Source organism: uncultured Campylobacter sp., from assembly GCF_937973075.1.
Taxonomy (GTDB): domain Bacteria; phylum Campylobacterota; class Campylobacteria; order Campylobacterales; family Campylobacteraceae; genus Campylobacter_B.
In genome coordinates this window covers 1-13,928 of the sequence record NZ_CALBWL010000078.1, presented here as the reverse complement: position 1 = coordinate 13,928, position 13,928 = coordinate 1, and the positions used below count along the sequence as shown (strand labels likewise).

At 48.0% G+C, this 13,928-nt stretch carries 11 protein-coding genes; 3 read left to right on the top strand and 8 right to left on the bottom strand.

Annotated elements, in window-relative coordinates; genetic code table 11:
• Positions 1-185: 185 nt before the first annotated feature.
• On the bottom strand, positions 186-1,526 hold the full coding sequence (locus tag Q0274_RS10805) for an aminotransferase class V-fold PLP-dependent enzyme (protein WP_298029631.1): 1,341 nt from the start codon (positions 1,524-1,526) through the stop codon (positions 186-188).
• A gap of 74 nt (positions 1,527-1,600) precedes the next feature.
• Between Q0274_RS10805 and Q0274_RS10800 the strand changes: the two genes are divergently transcribed.
• A complete protein-coding gene (locus tag Q0274_RS10800) occupies positions 1,601-2,437 on the top strand; it encodes a DUF234 domain-containing protein (protein ID WP_298029629.1) in 837 nt (278 codons plus the stop codon).
• Between the two features lie 71 nt (positions 2,438-2,508).
• The gene (locus Q0274_RS10795) at positions 2,509-2,643 is read left to right on the top strand and encodes a hypothetical protein (protein ID WP_298029627.1); all 135 of its coding nucleotides are present in this window, start codon (positions 2,509-2,511) and stop codon (positions 2,641-2,643) included.
• Positions 2,644-2,796: 153 nt separating this feature from the next.
• On the opposite strand, the gene Q0274_RS10790 is transcribed toward Q0274_RS10795, so the two are convergent.
• Positions 2,797-3,537 carry a hypothetical protein gene (locus tag Q0274_RS10790; protein WP_298029625.1) on the bottom strand — a complete coding sequence of 247 codons (741 nt, stop codon included), beginning with the start codon at positions 3,535-3,537 and terminating at the stop codon, positions 2,797-2,799.
• A gap of 88 nt (positions 3,538-3,625) precedes the next feature.
• Between Q0274_RS10790 and efp the strand changes: the two genes are divergently transcribed.
• The gene (efp, locus tag Q0274_RS10785) at positions 3,626-4,189 is read left to right on the top strand and encodes an elongation factor P (protein WP_298029623.1); all 564 of its coding nucleotides are present in this window, start codon (positions 3,626-3,628) and stop codon (positions 4,187-4,189) included.
• A gap of 276 nt (positions 4,190-4,465) precedes the next feature.
• Here the strand turns inward: efp and Q0274_RS10780 are convergent, their stop codons facing one another.
• The 6 genes from Q0274_RS10780 to metE form a co-directional block, all read right to left on the bottom strand.
• Entirely contained in the window at positions 4,466-4,699 is a 234-nt protein-coding gene (locus Q0274_RS10780) for a SelT/SelW/SelH family (seleno)protein (RefSeq protein ID WP_255349569.1), read from the bottom strand.
• 150 nt (positions 4,700-4,849) lie between these two features.
• Positions 4,850-5,560, bottom strand: coding sequence for a metallophosphoesterase (locus tag Q0274_RS10775; protein ID WP_298029621.1), 711 nt, complete (start codon positions 5,558-5,560; stop codon positions 4,850-4,852).
• Between the two features lie 416 nt (positions 5,561-5,976).
• Positions 5,977-7,029 (bottom strand): GDSL-type esterase/lipase family protein, encoded by a 1,053-nt coding sequence (locus Q0274_RS10770; protein WP_298029619.1) that lies wholly within the window; start codon positions 7,027-7,029, stop codon positions 5,977-5,979.
• Entirely contained in the window at positions 7,022-8,332 is a 1,311-nt protein-coding gene (locus Q0274_RS10765) for a DUF459 domain-containing protein (RefSeq protein WP_298029617.1), read from the bottom strand. The genes Q0274_RS10770 and Q0274_RS10765 overlap by 8 nt, the downstream gene beginning before the upstream one ends.
• Positions 8,333-9,892 (bottom strand): MBOAT family protein, encoded by a 1,560-nt coding sequence (locus tag Q0274_RS10760; protein WP_298029615.1) that lies wholly within the window; start codon positions 9,890-9,892, stop codon positions 8,333-8,335.
• Between the two features lie 1,483 nt (positions 9,893-11,375).
• Positions 11,376-13,658 carry a 5-methyltetrahydropteroyltriglutamate--homocysteine S-methyltransferase gene (metE, locus tag Q0274_RS10755; protein WP_298029614.1) on the bottom strand — a complete coding sequence of 761 codons (2,283 nt, stop codon included), beginning with the start codon at positions 13,656-13,658 and terminating at the stop codon, positions 11,376-11,378.
• Positions 13,659-13,928: the final 270 nt, after the last annotated feature.

The following is a 13,928-nucleotide window of genomic DNA, read 5'->3' as shown; positions in this document are numbered from 1 at the left end:
GTGCCACGAAATTTTATGCCGAAGAATTTCACGTCCCAATCGGCACGGAGTATCTGCTGCCGAGCCGCGTATAAAATTCTGCGCTTTAAAATTCCACGCTGCGAAATTTCACCGACAAAATTTTATGTCGCAAAACCCCGCGCCGTAAAATTTAAAAGCGGCTCTTGTTATAAAATTTCACTAGCTTAATTTACGCTGCCGCAGCGATATTTGCCCGCTACGAAGGTGATTTTATCGCGGATCTGAGCGATCTGTCTTAGCGCCTCCGCCAAGAAATCCACATCGCTCTCGTCATGGATGAACGAGAAGCTAGCCCGCACCCAAGCGGGTTTGCGCGACATTTCGGTATCGGGCTGCAAGCCGAGTAGATCAAAGCCGTAAGGCGCGGCGCAGTCGCAGCCTGCGCGAGTCTGGATCTCAAATTTCTGCCCGAGCACCCCCGCTAACGCGTCTGCGCCGAGCCCTTGCATATTAAAAGCAAAGATCGGCACACGCGGCGCAGTGAGATTGCCGTAAATTTCAATCTCGGGGATTTTTGAAATTTCGCTTATGAAGCGCCTGCAGATCGCCTCTTCGCGCGACTTGATCGCCTCTAGCCCCGCACTTTTGCGAAGCTTTAGGGCAAGACAAGCTCGCACCAGCGCGATGATGCCGGGCGTGCCTGCTTCCTCCAAGCGCTCCTTATCGATTATAAAGCGCTGCGTTTGGGCGTCTGCGTATTTGATCGTGCCGCCTCCCGCGAACGTCGGCTCCTCGCCGTGCAAAAGCTCCTTTCGCACCGCCAAAATCCCGCTAGCGCCCACGCCGCCCAAAAGCTTGTGCGCGCCGAAAAACATGCCGTCGCAAAAGCCGAGATCTACGTTTTCGTGCGCGATGAGCGCGCTAGCGTCCACAAACAGCCGCCCGCCGTGCGCTTTTAGCATCAAGTAGGCGCGCTTGTAATCAAGCTTTAGCCCCGTCACGTTCGATGCCGCGGTAAGTACGCCGTAAATTTCGCGCCCTTTATTTTCGGATAGAATTTCGCTCAGCCGCGAAAAATCCATCAGCCCGTCTGCGCCTAGCGGCACGCGCACGACCTCGCAAAGCCCCTGCCTTAGGCTAATCTCTACGGAGTGATGTTCAAAAGGCGAGATGATGAAAAGCGGCAGCTCTTTTATGCTCTCGCACCGCAAGCCGAGCCTATCTCGCGTCGCGGGCGGCAGGTAGATGCCTAGAATTTCCCAAAGCTTCTTTATCGCCGCAGTAGCGCCAAATCCGCACGAGACCAGGTAGTAGCGCTCCTCGCAGCCCAGAAGCTCTTTGATTTTGGCCCTTGCGTTTTCGTAGTAATCGCTCGTGATCTCGGCGCTCGCTCCGCCTGCGGAGTGGACGTTGGCGTATGTTGCAAGCACGCGCTCGATCTCCGCTTCTATAGGGCGATACGCAAGGCCCGAGGCGGCGAAATCAAAGTATTTGATCCCCTCTTTTAAGATGATGTTTTTTTTGATCGTTTCAAAATCCAAAGCGCGACTCCAAAATTTTTGCAAATTATATCCAAACTCGCTAAAATTACGCCCGCAAGGAGGGCGAAATTTACGAGTTAAAAGACACGGCGCGAAATTTGGGCGATGCTGGTATCGACGCGATTTTGCAGTTTCATTTCGTATTTGACGAGATCGGCTGCATAAGCGGCTACGCGGACGTTTTCGAAGCGATCGAAAATGAAATTTTGCTCTGCTTTGAACATCTCGGCGAGCGCTTTAAATTCGACAGCGAGTGCGAAGAGCAGATCAAAAAGGCGCTGATGAAATTTGCTAGAAGCGACCGCAAAAAAATAGGAATTTCAAAAATCTTGCCGCGATTTACGGCGCAAAAAATCACCGCAGATCTCATAAACGCGAAGTTTCTAATCACCGAAAAATCAAGCGAGCAAAGAGCGCAAAAGGCTCGTAAAAACGACCGCCTACCGCGCGCGCTACGCCGCTACCATATCACCGACAAAGTCCATTTTAGCAGCAACTTTGCGAGGTTTTGGTTTAGATTTATCGAGCCGAACCTGCCCGCGCTGCGCCGCGGCGAAATAGGGCGCGTACTAAGCCTAATCAAAGCGGATTTCAACGCCTACGCGGGGCTCGGGTTTGAAATTTTAAGTAAGGAGCTGCTCGCGAAGTATCTAAATTTAGAGATTTCGCAAATTTCAAGCTTTTGGAACAAAGAGGTCGAGATCGACATCTACGCGAAATTTGAGAGCTTTTGCGTCGCGGGCGAGTGCAAATACAAGGAGCGAAAAATTTCAAAAAACGTACTAAACGAGCTTATGCTCAAATGCGAAAAAGCGCGCCTCGCGCCCGATCTGCTCGCGCTGTTTTCCAAAAGCGGCTTTAGCGGCGAACTAGCAAGCCTAAAAAGCGATAAAATTTTACTCTTTTCGCTCGAGGATTTTAAAATTTTACTTTGAGCTGCGCGCCAAAAAAACCTAGAATATAGCGCGAGCGAGCGGTACCATGCGCGTATGGTATGCCGCAAGAAATGAGCGGGGTGCTATCGACGGATACGCTATCTACGGGCAGCACGGGCAGAGCTATAGGTAAGCGCAGGCATGGCAGACGCGCTATCGATAGGCGGTATGAAAGTGTGTTTGAGCGGACGGGGCGCTATGGATAGGCAGACAGCGCGCCATCTGCACGCAAGCTTGCACCTCTCGCAAACAAATCGCAAAAAGTTTATCTTTGCATATCGGAGCGACCCTCGTCGCAAAGGCTGCAAATTTGTATCATTCGCACACAAACTTCGCGCTTTAAATTCCGTAAATTCAGACTATTTTTTCACCTTGATCACGTATGGGACTGATTTGATCACGCCTTTGGAAAACAGCGTCTTGGTGTCCGCATACACGGCGTCAAGCTCGGCTTTTGAGACGTTTGCATCGCTTACCTGCACGTCCTTGTCGTAGTATTTTTCGATCACGTCGATCGCGCCTTTTTGATCGCTAGGCGAGAGAGCTTTTAGCTGCTTTAAAATCAGTGCCGATTTGATAAACGCGCTCTTGCCGTGCACCGGCGCAAAGATCAATTTTACGTTGCTGTTGCGAAGATGTTTCGTGATCCTTTTCATCTCCTCGGCGCAATACGGGCACTCCGGATCGCCCACGATGTAGGTCACGTAGGGATTATTTTTATCAAACGACTCGATATAGGCAAATCTCGCGGGATCTATGCTCTTTAGCAGCTCAAGCGCGGCGGCGTCCCTGGCGTCCTTTAAAATTTGAGTTCTCATCTTAAACAGTGCCGCATCCGCCGCGTCTGCAAGCTTAGGCTCCTCAGTTACTGCCACTAGGCTTTTGCCGTCGTCGCTAGCCAAAAACGCCTCTTTTTTATCGCCCGAGCGGACGATCAGCAAATTTAGCCCGTTTAGCGAGTTTAGCTTGTCGATCGAGATGAGCTGAGTGTTTTTATCATTTAGACTTTGCTTTAGGTTTTTCACAAACTCCGCTTCGTTTGCATTCGCGCCAAGCGCAAAAGCCGCACACGCAGCCAAAACGTAGATGAATTTTTTCATAGCTTCCCTCCCCTTAAAATTTCGCCAATTATATCAATTTAAAATAAAATTTGTTATAATCGCGCCTCATTAATTTAAGGAGAAATTTATGGCTTATTCAATGGGCGATCTAAAAAAAGGTCTAAAAATCGAGGTGGACGGAATTCCGTTTAAAATCATAGAATACCAACACGTAAAACCGGGCAAAGGGCCAGCTTTCGTGCGCGTTAAAATAAAATCCTTCATCGATGGCAAGGTGCTTGAAAAGACCTTCCATGCAGGCGATAAATGCGAGGCGCCAAACCTCGAAGATAAGCAGATGCAGTATCTATACGACGACGGCGAGGCGTGTCAGTTCATGGATACTGATAGCTACGAACAGATCGCGATCAGCGACGAGGTGGGCGAGGCGAAAAAATGGATGCTTGACGGCATGATGGTGGACATTATGTTTTACAATGGCAAAGCAATCGGCGTAGAGGTTCCGCAGGTGGTGGAGCTTAAGATCATAGAGACTGCGCCGAATTTCCGCGGCGATACGCAGGGCAGCAACAAAAAGCCCGCCACCCTTGAGACCGGCGCCGTGGTACAGATCCCATTTCACGTGCTAGAAGGCGAGGTCATCCGCGTTGATACCGTCCGCGGCGAGTATATCGAGCGCGCAAATAAATAATCCCCCTCCCTGTTTTTGCGAAATTTTGATTTCGCAAAAATTCCTCTTTCTTTTGAAATTTATAAACTCCGAGCGATAAATTTAAACCGCGATCGTCGCGTAAATTTTGATTAAAATGGCTTTTCGAATTTGCCGCAGCGTGGATCATTTAATCTAAATTTTGCGTAGCGCTAATTTGGCAAATTTAGGATGGTTTTAAGATTAAATTTACGGATTTGAAATTTGAGTATAAAAAACGCCCGAAGCAAATCTTGCGACCCACTTTCGGGCTTTGAGCTAGGCTGCAACTTTAATTAGATTTAAAATTTCACCTTCACTTGGGAAACGAGGCTTAGCAAAATCTTTATTAAAGAAAAGCTTTCTGCCGTCAACTTCTACTAGAAAGTCTCCGCTGCCACCAGGGACCAACTCGACAACTGCATCCTTATAGACGCCTGTTATTTCATCTCTCACACGGAGAGCTTGCGGTCTATAAGATCAAGAATTACAATAAGTAATTACAACCTTCATCTTTATTCCTTTCTAAAAAAAGTGCCACATTGTAGCCAAACTAGCTTAAATTTTAATATAAAGGCTCAATTTCGCGCGCCTCAGCATTTAAAATTTACGAGCGAATTCGTCGTTTGCAAAGCTCTAAATTTCGCTGCCGCGGGCTCAAGGCTAGTCCTCAAATTTTAAAATTTCATCGTAGCAGAGATAAAAATCGCAGCCCTGCGCTTGGAATTTCTTATCGCCGTGAAAGTGTCCGAAATACCACCGTGCAGGCCTTACGAGCTCAAAGATCCGATCTAAGTACTCAGACGTTTTATCGGGGGTGCTTTTGCCGCACCAAAGGTATTCTTTTAAAAATTTCATCGCAAACCACGGCGCCGTGTGGCTCAGCACCGCATCGATCCGCCCGCCCGCGGCTATGAAATTGCGCACATTTTGCACCGCGCAAGCAAACTCCTCCTCGCTTGGAATCTCGCGCGCCCACCAGCTAAGCCCCGGTATCCGATGCACCTTATCGACGCTAAGCGCGCCGCCGAAGCACAAAAAATGTCGCCCAGCAATCTCGTAAATTTCGCCGCGCCGCAGCCAAAAAATATTCTCGCCGCCCACGCCCACGGTGCCGCCGAATTTTCGCTCGCGCGGCAGCTCGTCCAACATATCGAAATTTTCATGGTTGCCATCGATAAAAAGAAGTGTGGCTGGGAAATATCTTTCTATATTTTTGCGCGCCATAAACTCATCTATCCGCTCGCTCCAAAACAGCCCAAAATCTCCGAGCACGATGACGAAATCATCGGCGCTAAGCCCGCCCGCAAAGGCCTTTTTCGTTATTTTGCCGATCTCGTTTATTCCGTGCGTATCGCCGCAAAGATATATCATATTCCTCTCCTTTAATCTGGCTGCCGCGCTTTGTCACAACCCGTGCGAATGAAATTTCAAGCGCTAAATTTTACGCGGCACACGCGCCACACAGACCTTTCGCCCCTAGCCGTAGCCACATAAATTTAATCCAAATTAAAAGCGTAAATTTAGGCGACGTATTTTAAAAGCACAGGCATCGAGCCTGTCGCCGCACAAATTTAAAGCCGCGGCCTCTGATCTTAAATTTCGCGGCGCGGATCTAAGCGGCGAAATCCGAGTAAGCGTAGCTTTGCTTACTGCCGCCAAATTTTAAATTTAGCGACTAACTGCGTAAATTTAGCGGCGGATTGTGCAATTTTCACAAAGAGCTTTGTAAATTTTCACAACGAACTTCATAAATTCCACAGCGAACCACCTAAATTTAAAGATTAAATTTAAAGCCTGCCGCGCAATTTCGTCGCCAGCGCTGCGCCGATTTTTTCGTAGCCCTCTTTTTGCAAGTGGATTTCGTCAGGGCGAATAAGCCCGCGCTCGCGCCAGCCGCGCCAGCCGCCATCCTCGTCCATAAGACCGGCTATGTCGTAAAACATAGCCCCTTCGTCTCGCGCTAGATGCGCCAGCACCTCCGCAGCGCGTGAGGCGTTTGGCACTTTAGGGCTTCGCGGCGGCGCTACGAGCAGGATTTTTGCACCAGGAGCTGCAGAGCGGACGGAGCGAAGCAGCCCACGGACGCTTTGGTAGAATTTTTGCTCGTCAAATTTCGGATCCATCGCATCGTTTGTGCCGTAAGCGATAACTACGAGATTGTATCTAAGTCCCGAAAAATCCCTACCAAAGGCATCTGCGCCCCATTTTTCGTAGAGGTTGCTAAACGCGCCGTTGCTCGCGCAAGAGTCTGCAAAGCGCGCGTTTTTGCGGTAAATTTTATATCCTCCAAGTTCTGCCCCATCACGTAGCGATCGAATTTCGATCGGAAATCTAAGTCGCAGCTTAGAATACTCCCATTTCTGCGGCACTTCTTGCGAAATATACGCGCTTAGCCCACTTGCATCGCGCACGCGAAAAATCTCGCCGCCCTGATCCGATTTATGTAAAATTTCGACGTAAAAATCGCCGCTAAGCTGCTTTAGCTCCAGTCGCACATTAGCGCCCTTTTTGCCGGTAGCGATCACTCCGCATAGTGGGAAATCGGGGTCTTGTTCGGTGCGAGACGAGATTACATTAAAGCCGCTTTGCTTAAATTCTATATTTTCGCTTTTGTGATATTTAGGCATCATTGCAGGCACGAAGCCGACGCTATTTTGCACGAAAAAGCCGTGTCTGAAAGCATCTATCAGCGCATCGCTTCCTAAATGCGAATCGCCAAAAAATTTTACTCCAAAGCCCGCAGAGCTTTTTGCATTTGCGGAATTTATGCCGCGAACGCCTGCGTTTGCCGCGCATCCGCTTAATAATACGGCAAATAAAATCGCTATAAATTTACTCAACTTCAATCCTTGATAAAATTTCTTTCGCTACCGCTTCGCAACCCTCTTTGCTCATATGAATGCCGTCGTCTTGGCGCACGCGCACGAGCTTCGAGCCGCTTTGCAGATAGGTTTTATAGACGCCTTTTTCGCACACCAGCGGGGTTGTTTGCATAAAATACCCGCCAAGCGCCATACTGGCGTCGGCATATATTTGATTTAGCAGCTGCGTTTTCTCCTCAAAATCTGGCTTTTGCATACACGGCATCGCAAGCCACAGCACTCCCGCACCGTGCGAGTGCGCCGTATCGTAGATCTCGCGCACTCTTGAGGCGTAAAACTCCCGCCAGCGCGGCGTTTTAATGCCATAAGTTTTACCGCCCGCGCGGTACTCCCAGACGTCATTGGCGCCCAGCAGCACGACTACAAGCTTAACGCCGCCGTTCTCGCGAAGCGCGGTATCGAGCGTCTTTTGCCAGTCGAAAGATTTCTTGCTCGCAAGTCCCGTCGATTGCTTGCTAAGATCGATCACTCTCAGGCTTCGCTTCGGGAAAAATTTCTTAGCGTTCATCCCCACGTATTGCATAAGACTATCGCCCATAAAAAGCACCTCATCGCCTGCATTTAGGCGGATTTTGCCATCGTCGCTAAGCGAAATTTTAGCATCAACCTCCACGAAGCCTTGCGTCGTTAAATTCTGCTCCAAAGCCTGCGGAGCGGGAAGTTGCGAATCGGAATTTTCGCCGCTTTGCAAGGTTGCGCTTGCCACGACGGGATTTTGCGACGCAGCGGAGCCGCGCGGCACAGAGCTTGTTGTAGCCAGTCTTTGTGACACGGAATTTTGCGAAGTAGAATTTTGAGGGATGGAATTTTGTGCGTAAGGCTCCTGCGCCGAATCGCGCGTCTTTGAATGATGCGCAGAATTATTTAGAGCTGAATTCTTTGCAGCATGGGCTTGCGGCTTGCTATCTTGCAGTTTAACGCTTTGCGAAGCATCGTGATCTCGCGCCCTCGTGCTTTGCAAAGCTTGATTTTCCGCCATACGATCTTGCGCAGATTTTTTAAAATTTTCGCTTCCGCTATGCGGACTTGCGTCCTCATCCTTGCTAATATCCTCGCCTTTGATGCGCTGCTCAAGCTTATCTACGCCATTTGCAATTTTTTCGTAGATCTCTCCGCCTACGCGAAACGGCGAGCGGCGCAGCCATTCTTCCAGCCCAAAATCATCGTGAAATCTCTGCTCCAAATAATAAAGCAGCGAGCCTTGCATAAAAAATGCCGAGAAAAGCAGCGCAAAAAGCAGAGTCGAAACAAACCTAAGCATCTAAAATCCTGCGTAGATGAAATTTGGAATTCCGCTTGGCATCAGCGCGAAAATCAGCGTGAATATCACGCCGAGCGCGAGAGCTTTAGGCAAAAATGGCAGCTCGGCAAAAAGCGCGATCAAAGTATCTTTAAGAGCTGAAATTTTAGGATAAACAAAAATCCCCGCTAAAATCCCCGCTAGCACCGCTAGCTCGCTAATATCTCCGAAAGCTCGTGCGCGGGTAAAAGCGCCCAAAATCGCCGCCGCATCTGGCAGGGAGTTGGCGAAAAAAATCCAAGCGAAACTTACGAAAATATAGGTGCAAAATAGCGCCAAATACGGATTTAGCGGCTTTGCACCCACTTTGGCAAGACATTTTAAAAATACAAGCGCTGCTCCGTGCAAAAGTCCCCAAATCAAAAAATTTAATCCCGCGCCATGCCAGATGCCTGAGAGCGCAAACGCGATTAGCAAATTTACGCAGGTGCGCGCAAAGCCATTGCGCGAGCCGCCAAGCGGGATATAAATATAATCGCGTATAAACGTGGACAAGCTGATATGCCAGCGATCCCAAAACTCGCCTAAATTCTTAGCCGCGTAGGGCATATTAAAATTCTGTGGCAGCTTAAAGCCCATCGCAAGCCCAAGCGCACGCGCCATATCGATAAAGCCGCTAAAATTCGTATAAAGCACCACGCCGTAAAGCAGCAGTGCAGCTAGAATTTGCGCCGCGGAGGACTCAGGCTCCTCGCCGTAAACGCCTGAAATCACATCGCTATAATACGCGCCCAAATAGCCGCTAATAAGCAGCAGCTTAACTAAGGCAAAAATTATAAGCACATAAATTTCATCGGCATTACCAAAGTGCTTGAAGCGATCAAACTGCGGCAGTACTGGCTCTACGCCCTTGGCAGCGCTAGCGCGCCCGATAGGACCCATCACGACGCTAGGGAAAAACGCTAAAAAGCACGCCAAGCTCAAAAAGCTTTGCTCGCCGCATTCACGCCTATAAACTGAGACGAAATAGGTGATCGACATAAAAACATAATATGAAATTCCAAGCGGAAACGCCACGCTATCGACGGCACCTAGGTGCAGCGCGGCAAGCGCGGCATTGAAAAACTCCCTGACGTAGCCGTAATATTTGAAAAACGCGAGAAAAAATAAGCCACCAGCAACCGCCGCAAGCATCACTGCGCGTGCCTTCGCAGTGGGTAGTGGAATCTGCTTCGCTAACCCCGCTTTTTGCATCTGCTTTGCTATGCCAGCTTGTTTTGTTGCGCCCATCTGCTTGGCTGCCGCTTTACGCGAGAGCTTTTTCTTACGCGAAGACTGCTTTGCGGGCGGTATGGCTTTCGCGACTACGTAATTAGCGCGCGCGATACACGCACCTGCAAAATATACGAAGGCACTATAGGCTGCAAGCACCAGCGCAAAGCGCGGATTTATGGAGCACATAAAGCCGTAGCTTGCCAGTAGGATCAGGATTTTTTGCGCGAAAATATGATTTTTGAGAGTCCAATAAACGATTAAAAACGCTAAAAAAGCAAGGACAAACTCAGGCGAAAAAAATGTCATTCAATCTTTCCAATTTAAATTTTTAAAGCTCTTGCGGCTTTTAAACGCTTGCGGCGCGAAATTTATACGAAGCGAAAAAGTTTTTTTAATCGCCTGCAACGCAAAATTTTATGCGCAGGCACGGCATTACATCGCTAAACACGCTAATAAATTTAGCGTCAAATCCTTAAATTTCACGGACGCTTTGTATGCGAGCCCTTACCACGTGAGCGAAATTTCGCCGCAAGGGCAAAATTTAAAACGCAAATGAGGGCTCGGCGCACAAATAAAATTTTTAAACGCGCTGAGCGCTTTGCCATCAAATTCTTACAAAACCTCGCAAACGCAGTCTCGCAGGTTCTACCCGCAGGATTTCAAAATAAGCGCCTTGGAATCATGCCATATAAATTAGACGCGCGCGATGCCGCTAAAATCCTACGAAATAAGATGAGCCACACTTCATCGCAATTATGAGGCCAAAATTCTGCAAAATAAAATCTAAAAGCCTAAATTTTGTAGCGATGATAAAATTCCGCCTGTTAAAATCTACCGCGCAAAATTACTAAGCAAAATCCCACTTTAAAGCGCGATAGAAACCATCTAAAAGCTGCGCCTTATGAGCCAAAATCATGGCTTTATTTTTACTGCAAATTACAAAACCTACGCCACCATAAAGTCTCTTTTAAATTTCGTGGCAGCGTAAATGCGCCTTGCGCCAGCCTCGCTCTTTCGAACAAAACGCAAGTTAAAATCAATGAGCTTCGCATCGTAAAATTTTGGCTCTAGACTTGGTTTTGGCGCGGCGCAACTTCAGGCTCGCCAGGCGAAATTAGTCATAAATTAATGCGGCTACATAGATTTTGACTTGGCTGAAATTTAACGTAGCAGAGCCGAATCTCGCTTCGCAATCCAGCCATTCTAACGAGATAATGTAAATTTTAATTTGCAATTTAAAATTTCTAGCGCAACGATACCGGCTTTGGCTCGCGTTTTGAAATTCTAATTTAGCGGCGCGAGTTCATAAAGTGCCGCGTAAAATTGCAAATTTCAGCATTTTTTATTCGGCTGGTGAGGTTTGTGTGCGCAAGAATTAATTTGCTAAAATTTTAAAATTTATCACTTGCCCTAGCCCGCCTTCAAGGCAATCGCGATAAAATTTACGCTCCGCGTCTCAATCAAACGAGCAGTTGCGATGAAATTCCGAGCTAGCAATCGAGATAAAATTTTACGCCACATTTTCAAGAAATGCCCGTCTCTGTGCGTCTGTAAAAGCCGTAAATCCTGCACTAAATTTCATATTGCTGCATTACTTAGCGGCTATCAAATATGCTTGCCAAGCAGACGCGTAGAAATCTCGCACCGCCCTTTAATGCTCGTTCGAAGTAAAATTTCGCCCAGATATTTTAGTGGTCCATGCTCGAAATAAACGTTCCACATAATTCTATCGCAAAACAGCTGTCGGGCGGAATTTTGCCCGACAGCAAAGTCTTTTTCTGCGCGAAATTTACGCCTCTGTGCGGATGATTCTTACCGCTTCGACCATATTTTTTAGGCTAAGGCGGACCTCCTCCCATTTGCGGGTTTTTAGACCGCAGTCCGGGTTGATCCACAGCTGCTCTTTCGGAAGCACCTCAAGCAGCGCGCGGATCTGGCTTACGAGTTCCTGCACACTAGGAATTCGCGGGCTATGGATGTCGTAAACACCCGGACCGACCTCTTGCTTATAGCCGACTGATTTGAAAACTCGAAGTAGCTCGTTGCCACTGCGAGCAGTCTCGATGCTTATGACGTCGGCATCCATCGCCTCTATCGTTTTGATTATGTCGTTAAACTCCGAATAACACATATGCGTATGGATCTGTGTGTGAGCACTTGCGGCGCTGACGGCGAGCTTAAAAGCACTAACGGCGAATTTTTCATACGCAGGGATGTTTTCGGATCTAAGCGGGTAACCCTCTTTAAACGCAGCTTCGTCCACCTGAACGATCTTGATGCCCGCATCTTGTAGATCCGAAATTTCATCAAAAATCGCAAGTGCGAGCTGCTTTACTATTTGCTCGCGAGGCTTATCATCGCGCACGAAGCTCCAGTTCATCATCGTCACCGGGCCCGTTAGCATGCCTTTCATGATCTTTTTGGTGCAACTTTGAGCGTATTTGATCCACTCTACGGTCATCGGTTTTGGGCGGCTAACGTCGCCGAAAAGTAGTGGCGGTTTCACGCAGCGGCTGCCGTAGCTCTGCACCCAGCCGTTGGCGCTAAACGCGTATCCGCTCATCTGCTCGCCGAAATACTCGACCATATCGTTACGCTCAGGCTCGCCGTGAACCAATACGTCCAGACCAATCTCATCTTGAAATTTAACGCAGTCATCGATGTAGGCTTTGATGTCACGCTCGTAGGCTTCGCGGCCAATTAAGCCCTTTTTATAGGCGTTGCGAACCTGGCGAAGCTCGGCAGTCTGAGGGAAGGAGCCGATCGTAGTGGTAGGTAAAATTCCATAGCCTAGCTCCTTTTTCTGTACCTTAATGCGATCCTCGTAGCGATCGGCCCGCTCGAATTTATTTAAATTTGCGGCACGGCTTTGCACTCGCTCGTCATGAATAAGTGGCGAGCTAGCGCGGGTTTTAGCGGATTTTTGATTTTCTTCGTAAGCTTTCATGCCGTGTTCGCACATCGGAATTTCAAAGAAAAGATGGGTTAAAATCGAAATTTCGCTTAGTTTTTCGACCGCGAAACTTAGCCAGGATCTGATCTCGGTGCTTAGTTTGTCCTCGTATTTTAGCGTAAAAGGCACGTGCAAAAGCGAGCAGGAGGTGCCCACATAGATGCGCTCCTTAGGCACGTAGGCTTCGATGGTCTTGAGCTGGGCGAGCTTTTTGTCGATGTCGCTCTTCCAGATATTGCGCCCGTCGATCACGCCTGCGAAAAGCACGGTCTTGGCGTCTTTTAAAGCTTGAAGCTCTTTTTTGATATTCTCCTCGCTTGCGTAAACAAAATCAAGCCCGATCGCCCAAACATCGGTCTTTACTATCTCGCGTACAGCCTCGGTCGCGTGCTCGAAATAGGTCATAAAGATGATTTTTACGTTGCTTGCAGCCTTGCTTAGACGCTGATAAACAGGCTCGATCTTTGGCGCTAACTCCGCTGCGCGATCCGTCACAAAGATAGGCTCATCGATCTGAACTACGACCTCGTTATCAAGCTCGCTAAGAAGCTTTAGCAGCTCCTCATATTTCGCGGCAAGGGCATCTAAATGCGCGAGTGGATCGCTTTTGTCGCTTGATTTGCTAAGCGCCAAGTAAGTAATAGGTCCGATTAAATTTATCTTTAGCGCGCAGGAATCCTTAAAATCGTTATTCTTCGCGGCCTTGTACTCGCTTAAAATTTTACTAGGATTTAGGCTAAATTCCGTATACGCCGAGATCTCAGGCACGATATAGTGGTAGTTTGTATTAAACCACTTCGTCATCTCCATCGCGACTGCGTCTTTACTGCCGCGCGCCATCGCAAAATACTGCTCATGCGCCGAAAGAGCCGCGAAGCGCTGCGGGATCACGCCGAAAAGCACGCTGGTATCGAGCATCAGATCGTAGTATGAAAAGTCGTTTACGCTAATTAAGCCGCTCCAAGCATCCAACTGATATTTGATGTGGCGATCTTTTAGTTCTGTAGCAACCCGCTCTAGCGCGTCATAATCGCACTTGCCCGCCCAATAACTCTCCAAAGCCTTCTTTAACTCGCGCTGCTCTCCGATGCGCGGAAAGCCCGTAACGTAACTCTTCATCTCTATCCTTTGAGTAAAATTTTGGTATTAAAATATTGATTTTATCTAAAATTTCTTTTGCCGTCATTAAAATTTTAATCTAATCTCGAAAATGAACGAAATTTTATCCAAAAGCGCAGGGGTGGAATTTAGCCAATAAAATCTGAAATGGAATTTTTATCTACGAAATTCCATAAGTTAAAATTTTAGGATTGAATTTAAAGGCGTTAAATTCATCATAATTTAAACCTCGTCGCAAGATTCTACTAAAACTTAGTAAAGCCTTGCGAC